Source organism: Streptomyces sp. URMC 126 (assembly GCF_051386555.1).
In the GTDB taxonomy this organism is placed as follows: domain Bacteria; phylum Actinomycetota; class Actinomycetes; order Streptomycetales; family Streptomycetaceae; genus Streptomyces.
In genome coordinates, this window is the sequence record NZ_JBPQTX010000089.1 from 1 (window position 1) to 23360 (window position 23360).

21 protein-coding genes and 2 pseudogenes are annotated in these 23360 nt (G+C 74.4%); 11 read left to right on the forward strand and 12 right to left on the reverse strand.

Features of this window, described 5'->3' with window-relative positions:
* Together ACSNOK_RS13675 and ACSNOK_RS13680 are read left to right on the forward strand one after the other, a co-directional pair.
* Positions 1–422: pseudogene (locus ACSNOK_RS13675) on the forward strand (hypothetical protein); the annotation flags it as partial.
* Positions 423–568: 146 nt separating this feature from the next.
* The gene (locus ACSNOK_RS13680) at positions 569–1933 is read left to right on the forward strand and encodes a DUF6777 domain-containing protein (protein WP_436780902.1); all 1365 of its coding nucleotides are present in this window, start codon (positions 569–571) and stop codon (positions 1931–1933) included.
* A 163-nt stretch (positions 1934–2096) separates the two neighbouring features.
* Here ACSNOK_RS13680 and ACSNOK_RS13685 read toward each other — a convergent pair whose 3' ends face one another.
* Positions 2097–2690, reverse strand: coding sequence for a TetR/AcrR family transcriptional regulator (locus tag ACSNOK_RS13685; protein ID WP_436780903.1), 594 nt, complete (start codon positions 2688–2690; stop codon positions 2097–2099).
* Positions 2691–2831: 141 nt separating this feature from the next.
* Between ACSNOK_RS13685 and ACSNOK_RS13690 the strand changes: the two genes are divergently transcribed.
* Positions 2832–3275, forward strand: a complete 444-nt coding sequence (locus ACSNOK_RS13690) for a DUF1348 family protein (protein WP_436780904.1) — start codon at positions 2832–2834, stop codon at positions 3273–3275.
* Positions 3276–3472: 197 nt separating this feature from the next.
* Entirely contained in the window at positions 3473–4450 is a 978-nt protein-coding gene (locus ACSNOK_RS13695; RefSeq protein WP_436780905.1) for a DUF6528 family protein, read from the forward strand.
* A 24-nt stretch (positions 4451–4474) separates the two neighbouring features.
* Here ACSNOK_RS13695 and ACSNOK_RS13700 read toward each other — a convergent pair whose 3' ends face one another.
* The 5 genes from ACSNOK_RS13700 to ACSNOK_RS13720 all read right to left on the reverse strand — a co-directional run bounded on the left by ACSNOK_RS13700 (position 4475) and on the right by ACSNOK_RS13720 (position 8432).
* On the reverse strand, positions 4475–5002 hold the full coding sequence (locus ACSNOK_RS13700) for a S26 family signal peptidase (RefSeq protein ID WP_436780906.1): 528 nt from the start codon (positions 5000–5002) through the stop codon (positions 4475–4477).
* Complete coding sequence (locus tag ACSNOK_RS13705; protein ID WP_436780907.1) at positions 4999–6915, reverse strand: ABC transporter ATP-binding protein; 1917 nt, start codon at positions 6913–6915, stop codon at positions 4999–5001. Before ACSNOK_RS13705 ends, ACSNOK_RS13700 begins: the two co-directional genes overlap by 4 nt.
* Positions 6912–7454, reverse strand: a complete 543-nt coding sequence (locus ACSNOK_RS13710) for a hypothetical protein (protein WP_436780908.1) — start codon at positions 7452–7454, stop codon at positions 6912–6914. Before ACSNOK_RS13710 ends, ACSNOK_RS13705 begins: the two co-directional genes overlap by 4 nt.
* An 88-nt stretch (positions 7455–7542) precedes the next feature.
* Positions 7543–8115, reverse strand: a complete 573-nt coding sequence (locus ACSNOK_RS13715) for a MauE/DoxX family redox-associated membrane protein (protein ID WP_436780909.1) — start codon at positions 8113–8115, stop codon at positions 7543–7545.
* Between the two features lie 86 nt (positions 8116–8201).
* Positions 8202–8432: a hypothetical protein gene (locus tag ACSNOK_RS13720; protein ID WP_436780910.1), complete on the reverse strand. Its 231-nt coding sequence runs from the start codon at positions 8430–8432 to the stop codon at positions 8202–8204.
* Between the two features lie 275 nt (positions 8433–8707).
* Between ACSNOK_RS13720 and ACSNOK_RS13725 the strand changes: the two genes are divergently transcribed.
* Entirely contained in the window at positions 8708–9673 is a 966-nt protein-coding gene (locus tag ACSNOK_RS13725) for a helix-turn-helix domain-containing protein (protein ID WP_436780911.1), read from the forward strand.
* A 79-nt stretch (positions 9674–9752) separates the two neighbouring features.
* Here the strand turns inward: ACSNOK_RS13725 and ACSNOK_RS13730 are convergent, their stop codons facing one another.
* The 3 genes from ACSNOK_RS13730 to ligD all read right to left on the reverse strand — a co-directional run bounded on the left by ACSNOK_RS13730 (position 9753) and on the right by ligD (position 12783).
* Entirely contained in the window at positions 9753–10988 is a 1236-nt protein-coding gene (locus tag ACSNOK_RS13730; RefSeq protein ID WP_436780912.1) for a hypothetical protein, read from the reverse strand.
* Between the two features lie 208 nt (positions 10989–11196).
* The gene (locus ACSNOK_RS13735; RefSeq protein WP_436780913.1) at positions 11197–11595 is read right to left on the reverse strand and encodes an SH3 domain-containing protein; all 399 of its coding nucleotides are present in this window, start codon (positions 11593–11595) and stop codon (positions 11197–11199) included.
* Between the two features lie 108 nt (positions 11596–11703).
* Positions 11704–12783: a non-homologous end-joining DNA ligase gene (gene ligD / locus ACSNOK_RS13740; protein WP_436780914.1), complete on the reverse strand. Its 1080-nt coding sequence runs from the start codon at positions 12781–12783 to the stop codon at positions 11704–11706.
* A gap of 77 nt (positions 12784–12860) precedes the next feature.
* On the opposite strand from ligD, the gene ACSNOK_RS13745 reads away from it, so the two are divergent.
* Positions 12861–13940 (forward strand): ATP-dependent DNA ligase, encoded by a 1080-nt coding sequence (locus tag ACSNOK_RS13745; RefSeq protein ID WP_436780915.1) that lies wholly within the window; start codon positions 12861–12863, stop codon positions 13938–13940.
* 796 nt (positions 13941–14736) lie between these two features.
* Positions 14737–15750: pseudogene (locus tag ACSNOK_RS13750) on the forward strand (glycoside hydrolase family 6 protein); the annotation flags it as partial.
* A 1467-nt stretch (positions 15751–17217) separates the two neighbouring features.
* On the opposite strand, the gene ACSNOK_RS13755 reads toward ACSNOK_RS13750, so the two are convergent.
* Positions 17218–19215, reverse strand: a complete 1998-nt coding sequence (locus ACSNOK_RS13755; protein ID WP_436780916.1) for a glycosyltransferase family 2 protein — start codon at positions 19213–19215, stop codon at positions 17218–17220.
* A gap of 545 nt (positions 19216–19760) precedes the next feature.
* On the opposite strand from ACSNOK_RS13755, the gene ACSNOK_RS13760 reads away from it, so the two are divergent.
* The 3 genes from ACSNOK_RS13760 to ACSNOK_RS13770 all read left to right on the forward strand — a co-directional run bounded on the left by ACSNOK_RS13760 (position 19761) and on the right by ACSNOK_RS13770 (position 21757).
* Positions 19761–20123 carry a DUF6233 domain-containing protein gene (locus tag ACSNOK_RS13760; protein ID WP_436780917.1) on the forward strand — a complete coding sequence of 121 codons (363 nt, stop codon included), beginning with the start codon at positions 19761–19763 and terminating at the stop codon, positions 20121–20123.
* Between the two features lie 120 nt (positions 20124–20243).
* Positions 20244–21209: a hypothetical protein gene (locus ACSNOK_RS13765; protein WP_436780918.1), complete on the forward strand. Its 966-nt coding sequence runs from the start codon at positions 20244–20246 to the stop codon at positions 21207–21209.
* Positions 21210–21367: 158 nt separating this feature from the next.
* Positions 21368–21757: a hypothetical protein gene (locus ACSNOK_RS13770; protein ID WP_436780919.1), complete on the forward strand. Its 390-nt coding sequence runs from the start codon at positions 21368–21370 to the stop codon at positions 21755–21757.
* A 90-nt stretch (positions 21758–21847) separates the two neighbouring features.
* Here ACSNOK_RS13770 and ACSNOK_RS13775 read toward each other — a convergent pair whose 3' ends face one another.
* Together ACSNOK_RS13775 and ACSNOK_RS13780 are read right to left on the reverse strand one after the other, a co-directional pair.
* Positions 21848–22264, reverse strand: a complete 417-nt coding sequence (locus ACSNOK_RS13775; RefSeq protein WP_436780920.1) for a hypothetical protein — start codon at positions 22262–22264, stop codon at positions 21848–21850.
* 175 nt (positions 22265–22439) lie between these two features.
* Positions 22440–23054 carry a CGNR zinc finger domain-containing protein gene (locus ACSNOK_RS13780; protein WP_436780921.1) on the reverse strand — a complete coding sequence of 205 codons (615 nt, stop codon included), beginning with the start codon at positions 23052–23054 and terminating at the stop codon, positions 22440–22442.
* A 92-nt stretch (positions 23055–23146) separates the two neighbouring features.
* Here ACSNOK_RS13780 and ACSNOK_RS13785 point away from each other — a divergent pair.
* Positions 23147–23360: VOC family protein (locus ACSNOK_RS13785; RefSeq protein ID WP_436780922.1), on the forward strand; the 214-nt coding region annotated here is incomplete at its 3' end.

Consider the following 23360-nt stretch of genomic DNA (forward strand, 5'->3'; position numbering starts at 1 on the left):
ACACCCCCTACTCCCCCTCCTCCCCTTCCTCGTCCGACTCCGGTTCTCCGGACGCCCGGTGGCCGGCGGGGGATCCGGCCCCGGCCGCCGGCGGCGCCGCGCCCGCGCACGGCGGCAGGTGGTCCGCGCGCAGGCTCGCCGCTCCCCTGCTGGCCCTGCTCATCGCGGCCGGGGGCGTCTCGGCCGTCCTCTTCCTCGACGACGGCAAGGACCCGGGGACGACCCCGTCGGGCGGGACGTCGACCCCGTCCTCGGCCCCCGGGCCGGTGCGGCAGCCGGACGTCTCCTCCGAGCCGAACGGCGGCCGGTCGTCGGCGCCCGCGCCGACCGACGACGACCGGTCCGGCGGCCCGGCAGGGACGCCCGGCGCCACCACGACCTGTCCCCCCGGAAGCTGGGTGGCGACCTGCCGCCCCTACTGACCACCGTCTCCTGACCACCGTCCGACGACACGGCGACGTCCGTCCCGGGTCCGCCCGACCGCGGCCCGGCCCGCTCGACGGCACGTTCGCGCACGATCGCAAGACGCCCATCGGCAGTGCAAGAACCGGTAATCGGGGGTGCGCACATGTGGCTGATACCCGTCCCCATCGACACGGCGAGCAGGCGGAAACGGCGCCGGATCCGGGCCGCCGTCGTGCTGACGGTCCCCGTCCTGGCCGTCGGCCCGGCCCTGACGGCCTGTTCGTCGGACGACTCCGGCGGCGACGCCAAGAAGAAGAGCATCACGCTGGAGGCCGTCGGGCAGGCGGGCGACGGCCCGTTCGTCGCCGATCCGCGCAGTGACGTCCGGGGCGTCAGCTCGGCCGACGGCGGCGGGGCGACGGACGGCGACGCGCCGGGCGCTTTCGGCGGCACCCGGCAGACCTCCCGCTGCGACAAGGCCCAGTTGCTCCGGGACCTGGCGGGCGACCCGGTCAAGGCCAAGGCGTGGGCCGCGGCCCGGGGCGTTCCGGAACCGGAGATCCAGGCGCACGTGACCGGCCTGACGCCCGCGGTCCTGATGCACGACACGCTCGTCACCAACCACAACTACGACGGCGACGGCAAGACGCGGGCCTACCAGGCCGTGCTCCAGGCCGGGGTGGCCGTCCTCGTCGACGCCTACGGGAAGCCGGCGGTCAAGTGCAACTGCGGCAACCCGCTGCGGGAGCCGGACTCCTCGGTCGACGTGCGCGACTCCACGTTCAACGGCCGCCGCTGGGAGGGGTTCGCCGTGGCGACGGTCACGGTCATCCGGCCGCGGCCCGCCGAGAAGGGGCCGATGAAGGCGATCCCGCTGGTCGACACCGAGCGGAAGGACCGGATGTTCCACCGCGAGGTCGGCGACGACGGCACCCACGACTCGGCACCGGCACCCCGGCCGCCGACGCCCTCGCGCACCCCCGGCGCCCCGGGGACGGGGGCACCTTCAACGGCCGACTCCTCGGCGCCGTCGTCGGGGTCGTCGTCGGGGTCGTCCGCCCCGGGCTCGTCCGGTCCTTCGGGCCCGGGCTCGTCGGGCCCGACGGACACCTCCTCCCGTCCGCCGACCGGCAGGCCGACCCCGCCCTCGCGCGGGCCCACCCCCGGCGGGCCGTCCTCGCGCGGGTCCTCCTCGCTCGGCTCCTCGGCCCGCCCGCCCACGACGCACACGCCCCCGACGCCGAGGGCGCCGTCGGCGCCTCACGTCCCCTCGAAGGCGCCCTCGGTGACCGTGCCCACGCACGCCGCCCCGACGACGGCCCACGGGTCCGGCGCCAGGCCCTCCGCGCCCCGGCCCGTCACGCCGCCGCACACGGCCTCCCCGCCGGCGGCCCGGCCGGCCGGGCCGCCCTCCTCGGGCGGGTACTCCGCGCCGCGAGCGCCGTCAGAGGAACGCCCGGCCCAGCCCCAACGCCGCGAAACCGCCCGCGAAGACACACCGAACCCACCACGCGGAACGGGTACTTGAGCCCACCCGACCCGAAAGGCCGCGGCGCACCGCCCGTAGGCGACGAACACGAGAAACGCGGGATCACGGATGTCGACCGGCTCCCCGTCAAGGACCGCCCGCGCGGCGGACCGGAGTGCGGCGCGGAGGGCGTGGCCACGCCGGCCCGGGTGATCGGCGCTGGCTACGGGCGGAGGCCCATCAGCGCCCGCGCCGCCGCCCGGGCGTGCAGCGCGGGTTCGGGGCTGCCGGAGACGGCCGCGGTGGTGATCGCGCCTTCCGCGAGCAGGAGGAGCTGGTCGGCCAGGGCGTCGGAGCCGCCCGCGGCGGCGGCCAGGGTGCCCAGATACCGCCGGAAGGCGTCCTTGTGCTCCCGGGCCGCGGCGGCGACGCCGGGGTGGACGGCTCCCAGCTCGCCGTAGGAGTTGACGAAGGCGCAGCCCCGGAAGTCCGGTTCGCTGAACCACGCGTGGAGCCAGTCGAAGACGGCCAGCACCCGCTCGGGCCCGGCCGGGCGCACGTCGGCGAACCGTTCCAGGGAGGCGCGCCAGCGTGCGTCCCGGCGGCTCAGGTAGGCCTCCACCAGGGAGTCCTTCGAGGGGAAGATCCGGTACAGCCGCTTGAGGGAGACGCCCGAGGCGGCCCGGATCGCGTCCATGCCCACCGCCTGGAGCCCCTGCCCGTAGAACAGCTCCTCGGCGGCGTCCAGAATCCTGCCCTCCGGGTCGTCCCCGGCCCTCTCCTGCGGCTCCGGCCTCGTCTGCGCCACGGTCTCCATCGTGCTCTCTCCTTGCGCGAGAACCATCGTTCTCATACGCTACCGCACACCACAGAGAACGTACGTTCTCCGCTGTGGGAACACCTCTTCCCACCGATCACCCGATCGCTCCCGCCATCGGCACGAACGAGAGGAACCGCGATGCCCGACGCCCAGAGGCCCCCGCTGCCGCCCTTCACCGCGGAAACCGCCCTGGAGAAGGTGCGCGCCGCCGAAGCGGCCTGGAACAGCCGCGACCCGGAACGGGTCGCGCTCGCCTACACCGAGGACTCGGAGTGGCGGAACCGGGACGTCTTCCTCACCGGCCGCGCGGAGATCGTGGCCTTCCTGCGGAAGAAGTGGCGACGCGAGCTCGGCTACCGCCTCCGCAAGGAGCTCTGGGCGTACGGCGACGACCGGATCGCCGTGCGCTTCGAGTACGAGTGGCACGACGCGGCGGGCCGCTGGTTCCGCTCGTACGGCAACGAGAACTGGGAGTTCGCCCCGAACGGCCTGATGCGCCGCCGCTACGCGAGCATCAACGACGTGGCCATCGAGGAACACGAACGCCGCCTGACCACCCCGTCCCCCGACCGGGCCGCCTGACCGGCCCTCTCTTACCGCACACTCCGACCGGGCCCCCGTCCACCGTCCGGTTCCCGCGCGCCCAGCCCCGCCGTCATCACGGCGGCGGGTCGACACTCCCGGGAGCGAACTCCCTGCCCGGCCGGGCGTGGCGCCACCCCGTGCGTCACCACTCAACCCATTCTGGCCCTCGTGCCCATCCCTCACCCCGGCCGCCCATGCGCCGCCCGCTGACGGCCGTCGTCGCGGTGGCCGTCGCGCTGACCGCCTCCGCCGCCGGCGCGCAGCCGCGGGCGGTCGGCGGCCGGGGCGCGGCGGCGACCCCCGTCGTCGCGGCCGACCAGGCCACGCGGGCCGTGCACGTCCTGCGGTCCGACGTCCGGAGCTGGGACGCGGGCCGGGGCACGGGCGTGCTGTGGTCGTGGAGCGCCGACGGCCGATCCGAACTGGCGGATCTGGAGCCCGGTTCGTCGTGGAGCAATCCGAGCGAGGCCAAACTCCGCGAACTCGACGGTCACCGCTACCTGCTGGCCACCGCCTCCGGCGGGCTCGCGGCGGTGGTCGGCTACCCGGGCCGCGAGGTGTACTGGGCCGCCCACACCGGGCCGGGCAACGCGCACAGCATCGACCTGCTCCCCGACGGCAACGTCGCCGTCGCGGCCAGCACCGGCGGCTTCGTCCGCGTCTACGCGGCCTCGACCGGCTCACGCGCCACCCGGCACGCCGAGGTGCCGCTGCGCGGCGCGCACGGGGTCCACTGGGACCCCCGGACCCGGCTGCTGTGGGCGCTCGGGGGGCGCGAGCTCGTCGCCCTGCGAGTGGACGGGCCGGCCGACGACCCGGGCGTGACCGTCGTCCACCGCAGCACCCTGCCGACCCGGGACGGCCACGACCTGGCCCCCGTCCTCGGCACCAAGGGCCGCCTGTGGGTGACCACCGGAACGGCCGTCTACCAGTACGCGACGGGCAGGCACCGCTTCGTCGACTACCCGTCGAGCTCCCGGATCAGCGCCCCCGGCGTGAAGAGCGTCGGCGACGACCCGGCCACGGGCCGCATCCTGCTCGCCCGCCCCGAACCGGGCCACTCCTGCGTCTGGTGCACCTCGGTCCTGACCTTCCACCGGCCGGACGGCACCAAGCGCTTGGTCCGGGGCGCGATGTACAAGGCCCGCTGGTGGACACCCCGCCGGGACTGAGTCCGGCCCGGCGGCGGTCCCGTGTCATCGGTCGTGGGGGCAAGGCGGATCTCCTCGGGCGGCTCCCCGCCGTCCGCCGGACGGCCGCCCGGCCACGGTTCCCAGCACCCGTTCCAACGGGAAGAAACCCGCTTGCCGCGAGTCGTAGCTGTTCGCCGGGTTGTCGCCGAGCAGGACCAGCCGTCCCGGGGGTACGGAGCGGGCCGCCGTGCGGCGCAGGACCGGCGCCCGGTCCAGGGGTGTCGGGTCGCCGGGGGCGGCCGCCACGCGTTTGATGATCCATTGCCTGGCGGCCACCGCGCGGGAGGACGCCGCACGGCCCACCGGCGGCAAGGGCCAGGTCCCGTCGCGCGCGGGACGTTCCAGGACGACCACCCGCCCCACCGCCGTACGGCCGCCGCGGTGGACGAGGACACGGTCTCCGTCCTCGTACGCCGGTGCCATGCTGCTGCCGCGTACGGTCACCCGGACGACCGTGTACCGCAGGAACGCGGTGACGGTCAGGCCGCCGAGGCCGAGGGCCGACGCCGCCCACGTGGCGGGGCGCGTCACCGTCGGACCGTCCCTCCGAGGGCCGGACGTCTCTCCTCCGCTCGGTAGCCGGACGCCTGGAGGGCGAACAGCCGCGCGTACTCTCCGCCGGCCGCCAGGAGGCTCTTGTGGTCGCCGCGTTCGGTGACCCGTCCCCCCGCGAGCACCACGATCGCGTCGGCCTCCCGCACCGAGCCGAGCCGGTGGGAGATCAGCAGGCTGGTCCGGCCGCTCCGATGGGTGCGGAGGGCCTCCTGGATCTCCGCCTCCGCCTGCGCGTCGAGTCCGGAGGCGGGCTCGTCGAGGATCATGAGGTCCCGCTCGTCCCGCAGGAACGCGCGGGCCAGCGCCAGCCGCTGCCACTGGCCGCCGGACAACACGACCCCCGTCGCGGGGTCGCCGTCCTCCGTCGTGGCGGGGAAGCGGCGGGAAAGAAGCGTCGCGTAGCCGTGGGGCAGGGTGGACAGTCTCCGGTGGACGCCCGCCCGTTCCGCGGCCGCCCGGATCCGTTCCGCGTCGTCGAAGGCGCGCAGATCGCCCAGCCCGATGTTCTCCGCCGCGGTCATGTCGTATGCCATGTAGTCCTGGAACGCCGCTCCGATACGGGTGCGCAGCAGGACGGGGTCGACGTCCCGCAGATCCACGCCGTCCCAGAGGATCGCGCCGCGCGTCGGGTCGTAAAACCGGCACAGCAGCTTCACCAGGGTGGACTTGCCCGACCCGTTCAGTCCCACCAGCGCGAGAGCCTGGCCGTGCGGCAGGCGGAAGTCGACACCGCGCAGCACCCAGGGGTGCCCGTCGGAGTAGCGGAACCATACGTCGCGGAACTCGATGCCCTTCCGCAGCGTGGGCAACGGGACCGGTTCGGCGGCGACCGGGAGGTCCGGCTCGCCGCGGACGACGGTCAGGTAGTGCTCGAACAGCGTCAGCGCCTCGTGGGCGCCGGCGACGTGGGCCGCGACCGCGGTGAGCGACCCTTGGACGCCCGCCACCGCCACGATGAAGATCGCGATGTCCCCCACCGAGAGGTGACCCGACCGCGCCGCCAGGACGGCCCACACCACCCCGCCGCCGGAGACCAGTGCGGCGAGCAGCGCCAGCCCCGACTGGACGAGGGCGTCCCGCCGCTCCAGCAGCGCCTTGGCCGCGTCGGCCGTGCGCCGGTCGGCAAGCATCCGGCCCTGGAGGAAGGCGCCGATGCCGAAGAGGCGCACCTCTTTGGCAGCCTCGACCGTCGACAGGAGGTGACTGTAGAAGACCTCACGCCGTTCCGTGGGCCCGAGATCCCAGGAGAGGTTCGCCCGTTGCCGGGACAGCAGCACCTCGGCGACGAGCGCGGGCGCCCCGGCGGCCACCACCAACGCGGTCATGACGGGGCTGAGGACGCAGAGGGAGCCCAGGTAGCCGGTGATCGTGATGGCGGCCTGGGCCAGCCCCAGGATCCCGTTGATCACCTGGCCGGGCCCCACCGCGCTCGCCTGCTGCGCCAGCCGCAGCCGGTCGTGGAAGTCGGGGTCTTCGAAGCGCTCCAGGCCCACGAACCGGTTGACGGCCGTGAACAGCCGGTCCCGCGTCAGCAGTCCGATGGCGCGTTCCAGCCGGCCCCGGAGGTAGTCGTTGCAGTGACCGGTCACCGCGGTCACCACGCCGACGCCCGCGAGTCCCGAGGCCAGGCCGACGAGCACGGCCGTCGAGGTACTGCCGTCCGTCAGCCCGTCCAGGGCGAGCTTGGTCAGCCAGGCCGCGCCGAGGGGAAGAACTCCCGTCGCGAGCGTCAGCAGCACATGCCCGGTGAAGACCGCCGGAGCCGCTCCGGCCGCAAGGGCGAGCGCCGCCGCCGCGTACCGGGGAAAGCGCGTGGGGCCCGCCCCGGGACGCGCCGTCCGCCCCCGGCCGACGGCCTTCCCCTGGGCGGGGGGCGGTGACCCGGTCACGCGGTCAGGCCGGACGGACGGACGAGCTCGACGTCGTCGTCCACGACGACGAGCCGCCCCTCGGCATCGCGCTCGGCCCGCAGGACGCTGGGGAAAGCCCGGATCCGCAGGGCGCCGCACATGGCGCCGTCCGACTCCTCGACCACCACCCGCGCGACCGGACGGAGCTCGGCCACGAATCCGGCCGCCGCATCCGCGTCCCCGACGACGGTCGCGACCACCGACGCCCGGCCCCCGGGCTCCCGGCGCGCGTACTCGACGAAGCGCGGGAGCCGGTCCCGGCAGGGCTCACAGGTCGGGGAGAAGAACCCGAAGAGCGCCGGCCCGGAAAGCAAGTCGCGCGTCAGGGGTTCCCCGAGCTCCGTCGACGTGTGAAACTCCCCGATCTCGTCCCCCGGTCCGAGGCGGACGGGATCCTCCCGGACGGCCCCGAGCAGTTCCGTGTGCTCGCGCAGCCGTCGGACGATACCGAGGGTCAGGACCAGGTTCAGCACTCCCAGCATGCCGACGAGGACCACGACGGTGATCAGAACAGGCATGAAAGCTCCTTGGTTCGTTCGCTCCCCGGCCGCGGGACGCTGTGGCCACTGGCTTCCGCGGCCGCCGGCCGGGCGGGCCGGCGGATGGTCAGGCGGACCGGTGGGCGGTATGCGAAGCGCCCGCGCGCGCCGCGGCGGGCAGCGGACGGAAAAGGGCGAGCAGACGGTCCAGTTGGGTGACCACCGCCCCCGCGAGCGACCCGGCGGCCCCGACCGCCAGTACGCCGCCCGGCTCGGCGCCGGCCGCCCGCGGTACGACGCACGCCCCGGTCACGGCGACCGCGCAGAGCAGGACGTTGCGTACGACGTGCGGGATCCCCAGCGGCGTCGTCGAGGCGCCGAAGCAGCGGCAGGGGGTCGAGGCCCCCCGGCGTACGGCCGCCACGATGCCCACGGTGAACGCCGCCAGCAAGCCGGCGGCGACAAGGAACCCGGCCGCCGCGGCGCCCCGCGCCGGGGTGGCCAGCAGACCGCACACAGCGGCCTCCCCGACGACCACCGCACCGGCCACCGGGCGCGCGCGGCGCGGCGTCACCACGCCCAGCGACCGGACGGAAGCCGCGAACGCCATGAACGCCGCGCGCCCGGAGACCTTGCCGACGGCGGACACCAGGAACACCAGCCCGAGCAGTCCACGGGCCGCGGCTACCACGTACTCCATCGAGTCACCTCCGTGTCACGAGGGGACGGGCCCGTGCGGCGGGTTGTCACCCACCGCACGGCGGTGTGCGCGAACGTCAAGCGCCGTCAGATGCACTCGCCCTGACCGGGGCGGCAGTTGGCGCACCGGTCGAACGTCCAGGCCCCCGTGCTGCCACAAGGGCGCTTCTGGTACCAGCGGTGCCGGGTCGAGTTGCACCCGGACGTGCCCTGGACGCACTGGCGGCACACGCAGGCCGCCTCGGCGGCGGCCGCGTCCACCCGCGGGACCAGCCGGTCCAGCATCCTGGTGCCCAGCCCTTCGAGCCTTGCGAGCATGTCCTCACTCCTTCGCACTCGGTGGCGGGCCGCCCCGGCGCGGCCCCGCGCCGGGGAGCGCCCCTGCCATGAGCGTGCCGGGCGCCCGCGCGGCTGTCGTTGTCCGTGAGTGCGTCGCGGTTGCCGATCCGTGCGGTAACGCCCCCGCCGCCGCTCCCGTCCGAAAACGCGCGGGGGACCATGCCCCTGCCGGGGCTATGGTGTTGCCCACGGGCGACTGCACAGTGCCGCGCCACTGTGCTCGGGCGCGGCGGTGGACCGGGGGGAGCGGTTTCGTGCTGTGTGAGCGATTCACCAACGGCGGCCTCGCGGAGGAGGACCGGTTCGCGGGCTACCTGGATTACGTCGACAAGTGCCCTCTGGCCATGTCCACGAACACGGACTACCGGGGCGATTTCCGGAGCTCGGCCCGTCTGCTGGACCTGGGAGGTGTGGTCGTCTTCGGGTCGTCCTACCCTTCCCTGGAAATCGCGCGGACGACGCGGCACATTCGGGCATCGGATCCCGATGCCTATATCGCCGACCTCTGTGTCACCGGTGACATCGCGTTCTCACACGCCGGGCGGGAGTCGGTCTGCGGGCCCGGGCACCTTCTGCTGTGGGACAGCAGCCGCCCGAATCGCGCCCGGCGCTCCTGCCGAGCCGACAGGACGGTCAACATCCTGGTGCAGATACCCCGCTCGGAACTGCCGCTGCCGGCGAAGGAGCTCTCCCGGCTGCTGGCCGTACCGATGTCCGCACGTCAGGGCATCGGAGCGGTGTTCGCTCGCTGGCTGACGGACCTGGACAGCCGCGCCACGGAGTTCACGGCGGCGGACGCCCGTGCCCTGGCGTCGGTCACCATGGAACTGCTCACGGCGTTCCTGGCCCAGCAGACCGGTGAAACCCTCGCGGCGGAATCGAGACCCCATTCGCTGCGCGTTCAGATCCGGGATTTCATCCAGCAGCGGCTCAGGGAACCTTCGCTGTCCCCGACGACGATCGCCGCCGCGCACCACATCTCCGTCCGATATCTGCACCAGGTTTTCGAGGACCAAGGGGTCACCTTGGCGGCGTGGATACGCCGGCTTCGCCTGGAGCGCTGCCGGCGCGAACTCGTGGACCCCTGTTTCCGCGGGCAGCCCGTCCGTGCCATCGCCGCCCGCTGGTGTTTCACCGAGCCCGCGCACTTCAGTCGCGTGTTCCGCGCGGCATACGGCATGCCGCCTCACGAGTACAGGCGCCAAGCCCTCAGCGTCTGACGGCCGCGCCGTCCGGCAGGCGGTCGGCCCTCGTCCCCGCCGGCCGGCGCGCCCGTCCCCCTCCGCGGTCACCCGACGCTCACCGTGAGACCGGACGTGGCCCCTCCGCGAGTCGGGCGCGGACGTCCGCCGCCGCGTCGAGGCTGCCGGGGACCTGCTCCCACAGGGCGAGCAGGGCCGGGGCGAGCAGTGACGCCCGGTCCCCGCTGTGCTGCCAGCAGTAGTGGGCGCGTTTGAGGGCCGCGACCGCCTCGGCGTCCTCCGGGCCGCCTCGGGACAGGCGGTTGGCGGCGGCCGACATCCACAGTTCGGCCGCGCGCGGGTGGTCGCCCGCCAGCCGGGCGAGGTCGGCGCGGACCTCGATCCACAGCCCGGCCTCGGCGCTCTGCGGCCCGTGCCGGCGCAGCACCTGCTGCTCCCAGGCGGCGGCCATGGCGGCGGCCTCGTTGTGCCGGCCGGCGTTGGCGGCGGCCAGGATGCGGGGCAGGGCGTCCTCCTCCCGGGCGGGCGTCTGCGGCTCGTCCCCCCTCGGGGGCCCGGCGGAGGCGTCGGCCGGCGGCGCGGACGGCGCGGGGACGGCCGCGTCCGGTACCGGGGCGGCGTGCGCAGGAGCGGCGGGTACGGGGGCGGCGTGTGCGGGGTTGGCCAGGACGGGGCCCGGGGTGCCGTGCCGGAGGACGAGCCGTCCGTCGGGCAGACCCGCCTGGTCCAGGGCCAGTTGGTGGAGCAGGACCGGGTCGAGTACGGGGCCGGCCGTGGGGTGGCCCAGTTCGAGGGCGGTGAGGAGGGCCCGGGTGTAGGGCGAGGCCTCGGCGGGGGCCCGGTCGGGGCTGGGGGTGATGACGCCGCACACCGCGGGGCCCGAGGTCAGCCGTCCGTCCCGGACGGCGGCGGCGACGTGCGGCCAGGATCTCTCGTCGGCCTCGGCGTCGACGACCAGCAGCGTGGGCCCGGCGTGCTCGCCGAGGGCGCGGGTGAGCCACTCCCAGGGCAGTCCGGTGTAGCGGACCGTCGCGGGGGTGCTCTCGCGGAGGGCCAGGTGCACCTCACCGCCCTTGCGGGCCGGCACCATCAGGTGGCCGGTGACCCACACCAGCAGGGGGCCGGGCACTCCGGCGGCGTCGCGCAGGTACGCCAGGACGCTCTGCGGCCCGGCCATCGCCGGCAACTGGACCACGTCCGCGGTCGCGGCGGCGAGGAAGCCGCGCGGCCGGGCCCCGGCGACGGCGTGCGCGGTCGGGTTCGGCAGGAGGCCCCGCCGCCGGTCAGGAGTGCCGTCCAACAGCAGAACACAGCCATGGGTCAGGTGGTCCAACGCGTTCTTCCTTCCGGCCGATACGTAAGCTCGTGCCCCTGGCGTGGTGCCCGGTGCCGGATCCCACGTCCGTGCGGTACGTTCCCGTGCGGTACGTGAGGCAACTCTAGGCGCCGCCATGCGTATCGGCTCCGGCAATCACCCCGCGCGTGCGGGGTGGGGGTCCCGTCCCGCGCTCGGACGGGACCCGGTGCGCCCTGCGGGCGCGTCAGCCCATGGCGTTGCGCGACGCGACGGTGTCGTCCATGGTGCTGCGGTTGAGCATCCGGCAGTAGGGGACGTTGGCGGCCCTGTCGTCGATGTACTTGGCCGCGACCCAGGTCTGGCGGTCCCTCAGCTGGTACCAGACGTTGTTGCCGCCGATGTCCTGGGCGCGGACCTTGCACCGCAGCCCGATCTGGATCCGGTGGCGCAGGATGCCGCGCACGGAGGCGTCGGTGCTGGGCAGAGCGCGCTCGTTGACGCCGGTGCGGGCGCTGACCGTGCCGTACGCCCGGCCGGCGCCGTCGGGCGTCGCCCCGGCCGGCGCGGCGAACAGGACGGTGCCCGCCGCGGTCGCCGCCAGCACGCCGGCGACGAGCCGGCCGGCACGGGTCGCGAGTCTCATGGACATGGAACTCCTCTGGTACGAGGTGGGAACAGAGCATTGCCCAGGTTCCACCACCGATGTCCGGGTAAACGCGGACAACGGGTGATCAGCCCGACTGGCGTGTCGTCAGGTGTCCCGTCCGGTCCCGCGCTTCCCGTCCGGCCCCGCTCCCCCGCCCTCTCCGGCCTCCCCGCCCCCGGGTTCCTTCTTCGCCCGGCTGGGCTTGACGCGCTTGGGCTCGCCCCGCATCTTGGGGTGTTCCGGCGGGTAGGGCAGGTCGCCGAGCCCGTGCTCGCGCTCGTCGCGGGCGGCGAGCTCCAGGGCGGCGTCCAGGACGCAGGGATGGTCTTCCATGTCGGCGTGCACGTCGCCGAGTTCGGCGTACCGGGCCGGCATGGTGATGATGTCGAAGTCCTCGGGCACGGCGCTCTCCAGCTCCTCCCAGCGGAGCGGCGCGGAGACGGGAGCGTGCGGGCGGGGGCGGACCGAGTAGGCGCTGGCGATGGTGCGGTCACGGGCCGTCTGGTTGTAGTCGACGAAGATCTTCGCGCCGCGCTCCTCCTTCCACCAGGCCGAGGTGACGTGCTCGGGCATCCTGCGCTCCAGCTCCCGGGCCACGGCGATGGCCGCCCGGCGCACCTGGACGAAGGTCCAGCGCGGGGCGATGGGCACGAAGACGTGCAGGCCCCGCCCGCCCGAGGTCTTGGGCCGGCCGGCCAGCCCCAGCTCGTCCAGCAGTCCGCGCAGTTCGAGGGCGGCGCGCACGGCGTCGGCGTAACCGGTGCCGGGCTGCGGGTCGAGGTCGATCCGCAGTTCGTCGGGGTGGTCGGTGTCGTCCCGTCGGACGGGCCAGGGGTGGAAGGTGAGGCAGCCGAGGTTGGCGGCCCAGAGCACGGCGGCGGTCTCGGTGGGGCAGATCTCGTCCGCGTACCGGCCGCTGGGGAAGGCGATCCGGCCGGTGGGGATCCAGTCGGGGAGGTTCTTGGGCGCGCGCTTCTGGAAGAACGACTCGCCGTCGACGCCGTCGGGGTAGCGCTCCAGCGTGGTCGGGCGGTTCCGCAGGGCCCGCAGGACGCCGTCGCCGACGCTCAGGTAGTAGCGGGCGATGTCGTACTTGGTGTACCCGCGCTCCGGGAAGTAGACCTTCTGGGGGTTGGACAGCCGTACCGTCCGCTCGCCGACGGTGAGCTCCAGCGTCTCTGCCATGCGGCCACGCTAAGGCGTCCGGGCGGCCGGGCGCCTGTCGGCGGGCGGGCCGGCGCCGCCGCCCGCACAATCGGATCATGGACCTTCCGGTGATGCCGCCCGTGGAGCCGATGCTGGCCAAGTCCGCGGCGACGATCCCTCCGGGCATGCAGTACGAGGCCAAGTGGGACGGGTTCCGGGCCGTCGTCTTCCGGGACGGCGACGAGCTGGAGCTGGGCAGCCGCTCCGGTCGCCCGCTCACCCGCTACTTCCCCGAACTGGTGGCGGCGCTGAAGGACCGCGTGCCGGAACGCTGTGTGCTGGACGGCGAGATCGTCGTCGCCCGCGGCGGGCGGCTGGACTTCGACGCCCTGCTGGAGCGCATCCATCCGGCCGCCTCCCGGGTACGCCATCTGGCCGAGACCACCCCGGCCGCGTTCGTCGCCTTCGACCTGCTGGCCCTCGGCGACGCCTCGCTGCTGGCCACCCCGCAGCGGGCACGCCGCCGGGCCCTGGAGGACGCGCTCCGCGACGCCTCCGACCCGGTCTTCACCGCCCCCGTCACCTATGAACTCGACGTCGCGCACGGCTGGTTCGAGCGGTTCGAGGGCGCGGGCCTGGACGGGGTGATCGCCAAGCCGCCGGACCTGCCGTACCGGCCCGGCGAGCGCGCGATGGTGAAGGTCAAGCACGAGCGGACGGCCGACTGCGTCGTCGCGGGCCTGCGCCCGCACAAGAGCGGACCGGTGGTCGGCTCGCTGCTGCTGGGCCTGTACGACGCCTCTGGCCGGTTCCAGCACGTCGGCGTGTGCGGCGCGTTCACCATGAAACGGCGCCAGGAGCTGATGGCGGAACTGGAACCGCTGCGCATGCCCACCGCCGAGGGCCACCCCTGGCAGGACTGGGCCGACGCCGACGCCCAGGCCGCTTCCCGCCTTCCGGGCGGCCCCAGCCGCTGGACGGGCAAGAAGGACCTGTCCTGGGTGCCGCTGCGTCCGGAGCGGGTCTGCGAGGTCGCCTACGACCATATGCAGGGCGACCGCTTCCGCCACACCGCCCGCTTCCGCCGCTGGCGCCCCGACCGTGATCCGGGCGGCTGCACATACGCGCAGCTGGAGGAGCCGGTGTCGTACGACCTGGCGGAGGTCCTGGGGGGTTCGGGCCCGTCCGGCGGATGACGGCCGCTTCCGCCGCACGGCGGAGGCCACCGCGCTCCGGGGAAGGGTGTGGGGCCCGGGGAACCGCTCGTAGCGTCGGGCCGTGGACGGTGACGAGCGGTTCCGGCACCTCACGTGCCGCCGCGTCGCCGGGGCGCGGGGCCTCGCTCCGCCGGTCCTCGCCGTGGGGGCGGCCACCGCGCGGGCGGTGGCCGCCCCGAGACATTCAGGGCGGGGCCGCGCGCCCCTCGTCCGACCCTGCCCGGCGCCCACCGGGTCGTCACCGGCCTTCCAGGAGGCGCGGTTCGTCGATCAGGCCGCGGGGACGGCGTCCGGCGTCGGGAGTTGTCGGGTGCGCCTCGGGGCGGGCTCACCGCGCGTGGGGCAGCCGGCGTCGTGGGGGGGCGAGAGGGTTCAGCCGCCCCGCAGAAGCCCTCGCGTGCCGGGGGGCGGGGCGCCGGAACGGCTCCGTCGGTGCCGGGGTGCCGGGGCGCCGGGCCCGCGTGACGGCCGGCCGACGCGGCCGATGGCGGGGCACGCTTCACCGTCCGGCGTGCGGGCGGGTTCCCGGCCGCTGTGAGGGGAGCGGTCCGGCGGGCTGCGGGCCGCGCATGACGGGCGCGCTCCGCCGCGTCCCTTCGTCCGGGCGACGCCGTACTCGGCGGTGCCGCGTCCGGCCGCCGCACATCCGCCTCGGCCGCCTCGCTCACCCGTCGGGGCCAACCGCCGACCCACACGGAGCAAGCCCGCGCGACCTGACGGCCCGCCACATTACAGCCTGGTAGGACGACGGATCCCCAGGTGAAGGGTGGAGCCCATGCGCACGACGAGTACGGCCCGCGTTCTCGTGCACGCCCGGCGGGGAGCCGTTCTGCTGGCGGGCGCCGGGGTGGTGTGCCTGCCGCTGTGCCCGGAGCGGGCGGGCGCCGCCGACGGGGCGACGGCCGCGACCGCGCCGTTCTGGGTGGAGCCGTTCGGGCCGGCGGCGCGTCAGGTGCGGGTCTGGGAGGAGCGCGGGCGGGAGGAGGACGCGGAGGCGCTGCGGCGCATCGCCGACCGGCCGGCGGCGGTCTGGCTGCCGGGGGACGACCCGCGGGCGGAGGCCGAGCGGGTGACGCGGGCGGCGGCGGCCGAGGGACGCGTCCCCCTGCTGGTGGCGTACAACATCCCGCACCGCGACTGCGGCCAGTACTCCTCGGGCGGCGCGGCCGACGCGGCGGCGTACCGCCGGTGGGTGGCCCGGGCCACGGAGGGCATCGGCGACCGCCGGGCGTGGGTGGTGCTGGAACCGGACGCCCTCGCGCATCTGGCGAGCGGCTGCTCGTCGCCTCCGGAGGCACTGGCCGAGCGGCCGGTCCTGCTCGCGGAGGCCGTCCGCGCCTTCAAGGCGCTGCCCGGGACGTCGGTGTACCTCGACGCCGGCAACGCGGGCTGGGTCTCCGACCAGCAGCGCCTGGCCGATCTCCTGCGCCTGTCGGGCGTCGGGCACGCGGACGGCTTCGCGCTGAACGTCTCCAACTTCCACACCACGTCCGTCACCCGCGCCTATGGCGACCGGCTGTCGGCCCTGCTCGGCGGGGCCCACTACATCATCGACACCAGCCGCAACGGCAACGGCCCGCTGCCCCGACAGGAGGGCAAGGAGGAGTCCGGCGACGAGGCGTGGTGCAATCCGCCCGGTCGCGCCCTGGGAGCGGCTCCCACCACGGTGACGGGGGCTCCGCTGGTGGACGCCCTGGTGTGGGTGAAGCGGCCCGGCGAGTCGGACGGCGCCTGCCGGGGCGCGCCGCCGGCCGGGCACTGGTGGGCGGAGTACGCGCTGGGGCTGGCGACGACGCGGCCGACGGCGCCGGAAGCGACGCCGGCGGTCACCGCACCCCCGTCGGCCGCCGCGCCCGCTCCCACCGCCCCACCTGCCCCACCTGCTCCGACGGCCCCGCCGGTTTCTCCCGCCCGGCCACCGGACCCCGCCCAGGGAGGGCCCGCCACGCAGCAGGCGGGCCCCGCTCCGGCGCCGGCCACGGCGCCCGGCGTCACGCCGGCCCCCGCCGCGCCGGCGCCGGTGACGCCCGTGCCGCCGCCCATCATGCGCATCAGCGCCTCGGTGATCTCCCGCACCGAGAGCCGCTGTGCGCCGGACGGCGCGTCGACCCGCACGGAGGTGCTCCGGAAACCGACCGTCAGGGGCAACCGGGCGTGGACGTCCTGGTCCAGCTCGGCCATGTCGACGGTGACGGCGGACAACCGGCCGTCCTTGAGGGCGACGTCGAAGACGACGTCCTTGTCCGGCGCGTTCTCCAGCGCGCTCAGGTCACCGCCCTTGCCCGCCTCGCGCAGGTGTTTCCGCATCGGCTTGAGGGCCTCGGAGAGCTGCCGGGCCGCCTTGCGGGCGGGAACGGTGACCTTCACGTGCTCGGCGCCGTCCCTCGTGCCGGCGTCCCTGACGTCGGAGTTGTCAGTGAGCGCCTTGCGGAGGGCGTCGGCGATCCGCTGCCGCGTCCGCTCGTCCAGTGCGTCGGCGGAGTCGCCGTCCCGCTCGCGCTTCTTCTCCGCGAGCTCTTCGAACTCCTTGGCGTCGAGGGCGACCCACTCGCCCTTGAGGGCGTTCCTGACCGCGGCCAGCGAGTCCGGCATCCGGTCGATCTTCCGCAGCGCGTCGTCGAACTCGCGGCGCTCGGTCCGCTCCTTGGCGTTCTTGGGCTTCACCATCCCGGCGAACGCCCTGACATCGCCGCGGAGGTACATCTTCCGGTCGACCGCCCGCAGTTCGGCCAGGACCGTGCCGTCCTTCTTGGCGAGCCGGCCGGCGACGGACGGCCGGGCCCCGTCTTCGCCGCCCTTCCCGCCCTTCCCGCCCTTCCCGTCCTTCCCGCTCCCCCCGGACCGCTCCTTCAGCGGCTTGTCCGAGACGACGGCGTAGCTCATCCTCAGGTCGGCGAGGACGCCGGCCTGCTCACGATCGAGTCCGTCCTTCCCGTCCTTCCCGTCCTTCCCGTCCTTCAGCGCGGCGTAGACCTGTTCGGCGTTCGCGTCGAACCCGAAGTCCACCGCGACGGCCTTCTCCTCCCCCAGCCGTGCGAACGCTCTCTCCAGCCTCGCGCCGGCGCTCGGCTTCTCCTCCGTGCCGCAGGCCACCGCGGTGCCCGCCACCACGAGCGCGCAGCAGGCGACGGCCAGGCCGGTGTGTTTGGTAGCGATGACGATCCCCCCAGATCGAATACATGTCCGAGCAGACTCAATGACAGACAGTGAGCCCTGTCAACAGCTTTTCGATCCCGGACCGCCACCCGGCGGCCCGCTACACCGGCGTCCGCTGCCCGACCGGCCGGGCGGACTCGGGCTCCTGGCCGCCGTCCCGGCCCGTGTCCGCCAGGGCGGGCGCCGGCCCGCGGCGGCGCTGCGCCAGCAGGCCGGCCTGCCATACGCCCAGCGGGATGAGCGTCGTCACCAGGCCCAGGAACGCCCAGATCCGCATGGCCGTGTGGGCGTGACTGAGCACGTAGGAGGCGAGGAGCGCGAAGCCGAGGACGGCGCCCCACGTGAGGTGGGTGCGGAAGGTCAGGACGCGGTCCGGGCTGGCGGAGTCGCCCTTCGGCGTCACGACGAACCGGGAGCGGCGGCGCAGCAGGGCCTCGCCTAGCGACCGGGCGTACAGCGGCGCCGAGAGGGCGGACATGAGCATGCCCGCGGTGCCGGAGGAGCCGGCCGGTTCGTGAGGGCTGACGTTGTGGCGGCGGTTCCAGACGTAGAGGCCGACCTGGAGTGCCGCCGCGTCCCCGTAGAGCATCAGCCAGACCTGGGACTCGACGTTGATGCCGGACGCGCCGAGGGCCAGGAAGAGGACGCACGAGACGGCGCCCAGCACCCAGTTGAGCGCGGCCATCGGGTAATAGGCCACCATGAGCGAGTAGTTGACCACCCGACCGGGCGACATGGTCCACACGGCGCGCCAGAACTGGCGGAGCAGCGTTTCGTAGGTGCCGCGGGACCAGCGCAGTTGCTGGGAGAAGAAGTCGGTCCAGGAGGAGGGGCCTTCGCCGACGGCGAGGACGTCGGGGGTGTAGACGGAGCGCCACCGGCGGCCGGTGGCGGGGTTGCGGCGGCGGTGGATCTCCAGACCGGTGGCCATGTCCTCGGTGATGGAGTCGTAGAGGCCGCCGATCTGGCGGAGCACGCTGACGCGGACGCAGTTGCTGGTGCCGACGAACATGGGGGCGCCGTAGGCGTTCCCGGCGCGCTGGATGAGGGCGTGGAAGAGGAACTGCTGGCTCTCGGCGGCCTTGGTGACCGCCGTCGTGTAATTGCCGTAGACCTGGGGGCCGACCACGAAGGCCACGTCGGGGTCGCGGAAGTAACCCATCATCCGTTCCAGGAAGTTGGGCAGGGGGACGTGGTCGGTGTCCACGCAGGCCATGAACTCGTAGTCGTCGCCGTGCGCGTCGAGCCAGGCGTTGTAGTTGCCGTGTTTGGTACGGGCCCGGAAGCTGCCCGAGGGCTGGTTCCAGCGCTCGACGCCCTTGCGGGTGAAGTGGCGTACGCCGAGCCGCTCGCAGAGCCGCTTGACCTCCGGGTCGTCGCCCTCGTCGAGGAGCCAGACGTCCAGCACGCCGTCGTGCCGGACGCGGACCGCGCCCTCCAGGGTGGCGCGGACCATGGACAGCGGCTCCTTCCCCGGCACGAAGCTGGTGAGGAACGCGACCCGGGTGCCCGGCTGCGCGCGGACCGGGACGGGGTCGCGGGCCACCCAGGTGGCATGGGCGTTGGACACCACGTTGATCAGGCGGAACGTTTCGATGAGCCCGATGGACAGCGTCATCACGGCGTCGGCGGCGCGCTCCCACTCGTCGATGAACGGGCGCTCCACCCAGTGCTCGGGCAGCATCAGCCAGACCAGCAGGGCCAGGGAGACCAAGGGGGCGGCCGTCACCAGCAGCAGGGCCCCGAACTGTCCCCGGATGCCGCCGGTCACCAGGCGCCGGTAGCGCACCCGGTAGACGCCGGCGGGCGGTTCCGTCAACTCGCCCGCCAGTCTGCTGAATCCGTCGTAGTCGTAGTCCGGCGGGGGGCCGGCCGGAGCGGAGGCGACCGGTCCGCCGCCCCGGGGGCCGTCCGGGCCGCCGCCGGACCCTCCGGAGCCGCCGGGGGTTCCGCCGCCCGGGCCGGGGGGCCCGCCGGGAGCCGAGCCGCCGCGGCCGCCCAGGGCGGGGACGACGTCGGCCGGACCACCGTCGAACGGCAGGCCGCCGGCGGCGATCCCGCCCGCCGGGAGGGCGGCGGCCGCCCCCTCGCCTGACATGTTCGCGGCCTTCCTGCCACGGGCCGCCGCGAGCCGGGCCTCACGCGCAGAAACCGCCACCACTACACCCCCAGCCGCACAACGGACAGACGGGACCAAGCGGGCTCAAGCTAACAAACTGACCCTATGATCATGTGACAAACGCACCGGACATGCCCCGGCACCCCCCACATGGCCCCATCCGGCCGCTCTTCCATCCGGGCTCGCACGCCTCGCACTGAGCCCCTGCGGCCCGGGCGTCACCCGGCCACCACGCACTCCTGCCGTTTCCCCGAACGGCGCCGGGCGGCTGGGTGTTCACAAGGACAGGTGATTCCCGAACACACGGAATCCCCGCTTCCGACAGCTGTCCGATGCCACCTCGAATACACGCCTGTCCTATGCCGGACGAGACGGCGCAGCCACCGCCGTCCGGCGGCGGCCACCGGGCCGCGGGCACATGCCGAGGCGAACCGTACACCCTGGTCAACCCGCAGGTGGGCGCAGTGAGATCATCCTTCGGATCAGGGGCCGGGAGGGCTTCCGCGCTGCTACTGTCCCCCGTCATGGAGGAGCTCTTCAGCCCAGACGAACTCGACCGTATCGAGGCCGCGGCGCACCGAGTCGGCCGCTCCCCGCACGACTGGATCCGCGAGCTCGTGCTCAAACGTCTCTCCGGGGACTCCGATCAGACCCACATCTCCCAGCGGAGGACCCTGCGCCCCGATTTCGAGGACGCGGTCTGGCCCATCACCCTCTACCGCCGCTCCGGCGGCGTGCTCCAGGAACTGCACCACGCCGGCTGCTGGGTGCCGAAGGGCGGCGAGGACACCCTGACGACCGCCGAGGCACGGGCCCAGATGGCCACCCACGACGTCCGCCCCTGCGACGCCTGCCAGCCCGACCGGTTCCTCACCCCGTACGCCTGAGCCCCGCCGCGCCCGGGCTCCCGCGCCGTCCCGGCGCCCGGGCACCCGTACGTCCGAGCGAGCACACCAACTACGCTGTCCACGTCAAGATCATCAGATGGCTGGGCGGGGTTGTTGGGCATGAGGGCAGGGACGCGGCTCACCGGGTGGGCGACATTGCTCGTCGGGTACGCCACCGCGCTGCTCGCCGTCCTCCCCTACGGCACCTTCCCTTTCACCGAACAGCCGCCCAGGCGCCATCTGCTCTGGATGACGGGCGCCACGGCGGCCTGCGCCCTCTGTTGGATCCTCGCCTCCCTGGTGGACCGCGCGCGCCGACGGGCCGCGCTGCGCCGCGAGGCCTCCCGCCGCAGGAACGCGCGCGGACGGGCGGCACGCCGACGGGCCGCGCGCCGGGGCTACGGGGCACGGCCGGCGCCGCCCCGCTCCCGCGTCCTGTCCTGGGTCCTGGGCCTGGGCATCGCCTTCGCCAGCGCCGCCGCGCTCAGCCAGGCGGTCGGCCCTGACGGGGCACACGGCCGGTGGCTCGCCGAAGTGAACCGGGCCGGCGGGCGCACCCACCAGCTCACGGTGGCCAAGGTCGTCGGCAAGTCACAGATCACCGGGGAGGCGGAGCGGAACGTCGAGGAGTTCAGCTCCACCATCGTCGTCACCGTGCCCTTCGACTCCGGCCCGCGCCAGGTGACCGTCGACGGCGTGCGGACCCAGGGCGAGCTGGAGCAGGGCCGCTCCATCAAGCTGCTGTACGCCCCGAGCCGCCCCGAGCTGGGCGTGCGCCCGGCCGCGGACGACGACCTCTCGTCCACCGTCGGCCGTATCGTGGTCCGGCCGGTGATCTGGATCCTGGCCCTCGTCGCCGGGCTGAGCACGGCCGTCGCCATGCACCGCCGGGAGGCGGGGGTCGCCCGGGCCCGGCGCTTCGAGCCCTGGGTCCACCTGCCCGCCGCGGCGTTCCTGGCCGGCGGTACGCTCCTCGCCGTCCCGCTGCTCACCGGCTTCCCCGACACCGCGACGGGCTGGGGCCTCGCCGCCGGCGCGGCGTCCGCCCCGTGGCTCGCCCTGGCCTGGGTCGTGCGCACCAGCTGAGCCGCACCAGCTGAGCCGCACCAGCTGAGCCGGACCGGCCGAGGACGACCGCGCCGGGACGGCGGCCGCGGCCCCCTCCCCCAGCGCCCCTCGGGCCGGTGGCGTCCAACTCACCCGATCGGGCTAGGCTTTGACCTGATCTTGAGGAAAGGGCGCCGATGGGTACCAGGTTTATCGAGGTGGACGAGTCGCGGCAAGGCGAGCCGGGGGTGCGGAAGGGCGACAGGACGCTGACGGTGGGAGACCAGTCCATCACCCAGGAAACCTGGGTGAAGGTCGAGGCATACGACGACCTCGATCCGGCCGTGACGGAAGACGTCCACCTGCACACCTTCGCGGTCCCGGGCATGGAGGTCCGCGCGGGGAGCGGGAAGGACGCCGCCGGAAGCGGCGATTTCGAGACCCGGCTGGTCCCGTCGGTGCAGTACTACCAGATCGAGCTGGGCCCCGAGTCCCTGAACAAGCTCCACGACGCGCTCAAGCCCTTCATCGCGGCCGCCCAGGAGTGCGAACCGCCGAAGGCCCGCAGGGGGCGCGGGGCGAAGTAGCGGGAACGGCGGCCGGGCGGGCCGCGCCGGGAGGCCGACGGCCGCCCGGGTCGCGGTGCCCGCCGCGCCGTGGGAAAAAGCGCCCCGCCGTCAGGAACGGCGGCGGCGCAGCGCCTTGCGCACGTAGTGCACGATCAGCCAGATCGCGACGATCACGAGGATGATCACGACGATCAGGATGACGAGCAGGGCGATGCCCAGCTTCTTGAAGAAGCCCTTCTTCTTCTTTTTCTTCTTCTCCTTGGCCAGGACCCGGTCGTCCGCGTCGGCCCGCTGGACCCGCGCCACCGTCCCGGCCTCCGCCGTCGCCGCCTCCGCGGCCACGGCCGGCTCGGCGGCGGCGGTCACCGGGCGCACCTGCTGTACCGTCCGGGCCTCGGACCGGCCGGCCGCGGCCGTCGCGGGCGTGGCCAGCAGAGCGGTGCCCAGCGCCAGCGCGACGACAGCGGAGATCCGGCGGGACAGCCGCCCCCGGTACCGCTTCCCGTGCCGCTGCTCGCTCTTCATCGACGCCCCCATCTTCCGGTGCTGATTGACTGTCGGACGTCCACCGGCCGACCGACATGGTCTGCGACTGCCCGGCGGAACCCCCCATTATCCGCACATCGCCGGACGGCGAGCAGAGCGCGTTCCGCGCGGGGGCGGCGCCGGGGCCGGCATCCGCGCTCCGCGCGCCGGTGTTTCAGACCCCGGGGGCCGCGCCGGCCTCCCGCCGGGCCCGCAGGGCGCGGACCTTGTGCCGGTTCCCGCAGCGTTCCATGGCGCACCAGCGCCGCCGTCCGGGCCGGGAGACGTCGACGAAGAGGAGCCGGCAGTCGTCCGCCCCGCACTCCCGGACCCGGTCGGCGAAGCGGCCGGTGAACAGGTCGACGGCGTCCCGCGCGACCGTGGACACCACCTGGTCACCGGTGGCCGGCAGGACCCAGGACCGGCCGCCGTCCAGCCCGGCGCGCGGCACCAGCGGGGCGTAGGCCGCCGCCTCGTTGACGACGGTCAGGTCGGCGGCGTCCGGCGGGGCCCCCGCGGCGCGGGCGCGGGCCAGCCGCCACAGGGCGTCCCGCGTCCGCCGGGCGCGTGCCGGCCCGCCGGCCTCCACCCGGACGCCGTTCGCGTCCAGGCGCAGCCGGGAGGCGGCGGCCCAGGCCGCCAGGCCGTCCGGCGTGTCCAGCGTCTCGTACCGGGCGAGCTCGCCGGGGCCGCCGGTCAGCAGGAACTCCAGGCAGAGCGCGCCGGGGTCGAAGACGTAGGAGGTGCCCTCCGGGGAGCGGAGCACCATGCCGATTGCCTGTTCGATCATGTAACCACTATAAAAGGTTTCAGCGCGGCGGGGCCTGACCACGGGTCATCTCCCTGCGGCCGACCACCCACCCTCTTTCTCCGGGAGAACCGATGGCCCTGCACTGGAAGCTCGTCGTCGACTGCGCCGACCCGAACCGGCTGGCCGCCTTCTGGGGCGCGGCGCTCGGCTACGAGGTCGAGGACCACGACGCCCTCATCGGACACCTGCTCACCGCCGGCGCCGTCGGTCCGGAGGCCGTCGTCGAGATCGCCGGCCGCCGGGCCTGGCGGGAGCTGGCGGCGGTGCGCCACCCCGACGACCCGT

What these genes read in the sequence shown, in the direction of transcription:
- ACSNOK_RS13760 (WP_436780917.1), top strand. Translation starts at nt 19,761, where the DNA reads ATGGAGGAGCTCTTCAGCCCAGACGAACTCGACCGTATCGAGGCCGCG.
- ACSNOK_RS13695 (WP_436780905.1), top strand. Translation starts at nt 3,473, where the DNA reads ATGCGCCGCCCGCTGACGGCCGTCGTCGCGGTGGCCGTCGCGCTGACC.
- ACSNOK_RS13770 (WP_436780919.1), top strand. Translation starts at nt 21,368, where the DNA reads ATGGGTACCAGGTTTATCGAGGTGGACGAGTCGCGGCAAGGCGAGCCG.
- ACSNOK_RS13775 (WP_436780920.1), bottom strand. Translation starts at nt 22,264, where the DNA reads ATGAAGAGCGAGCAGCGGCACGGGAAGCGGTACCGGGGGCGGCTGTCC.
- ACSNOK_RS13710 (WP_436780908.1), bottom strand. Translation starts at nt 7,454, where the DNA reads ATGCCTGTTCTGATCACCGTCGTGGTCCTCGTCGGCATGCTGGGAGTG.
- ACSNOK_RS13720 (WP_436780910.1), bottom strand. Translation starts at nt 8,432, where the DNA reads ATGCTCGCAAGGCTCGAAGGGCTGGGCACCAGGATGCTGGACCGGCTG.
- ACSNOK_RS13780 (WP_436780921.1), bottom strand. Translation starts at nt 23,054, where the DNA reads ATGATCGAACAGGCAATCGGCATGGTGCTCCGCTCCCCGGAGGGCACC.
- ACSNOK_RS13745 (WP_436780915.1), top strand. Translation starts at nt 12,861, where the DNA reads ATGGACCTTCCGGTGATGCCGCCCGTGGAGCCGATGCTGGCCAAGTCC.
- ACSNOK_RS13735 (WP_436780913.1), bottom strand. Translation starts at nt 11,595, where the DNA reads ATGAGACTCGCGACCCGTGCCGGCCGGCTCGTCGCCGGCGTGCTGGCG.
- ACSNOK_RS13685 (WP_436780903.1), bottom strand. Translation starts at nt 2,690, where the DNA reads ATGGAGACCGTGGCGCAGACGAGGCCGGAGCCGCAGGAGAGGGCCGGG.
- ACSNOK_RS13765 (WP_436780918.1), top strand. Translation starts at nt 20,244, where the DNA reads ATGAGGGCAGGGACGCGGCTCACCGGGTGGGCGACATTGCTCGTCGGG.
- ACSNOK_RS13755 (WP_436780916.1), bottom strand. Translation starts at nt 19,215, where the DNA reads ATGTCAGGCGAGGGGGCGGCCGCCGCCCTCCCGGCGGGCGGGATCGCC.
- ACSNOK_RS13680 (WP_436780902.1), top strand. Translation starts at nt 569, where the DNA reads ATGTGGCTGATACCCGTCCCCATCGACACGGCGAGCAGGCGGAAACGG.
- ACSNOK_RS13715 (WP_436780909.1), bottom strand. Translation starts at nt 8,115, where the DNA reads ATGGAGTACGTGGTAGCCGCGGCCCGTGGACTGCTCGGGCTGGTGTTC.
- ligD (WP_436780914.1), bottom strand. Translation starts at nt 12,783, where the DNA reads ATGGCAGAGACGCTGGAGCTCACCGTCGGCGAGCGGACGGTACGGCTG.
- ACSNOK_RS13690 (WP_436780904.1), top strand. Translation starts at nt 2,832, where the DNA reads ATGCCCGACGCCCAGAGGCCCCCGCTGCCGCCCTTCACCGCGGAAACC.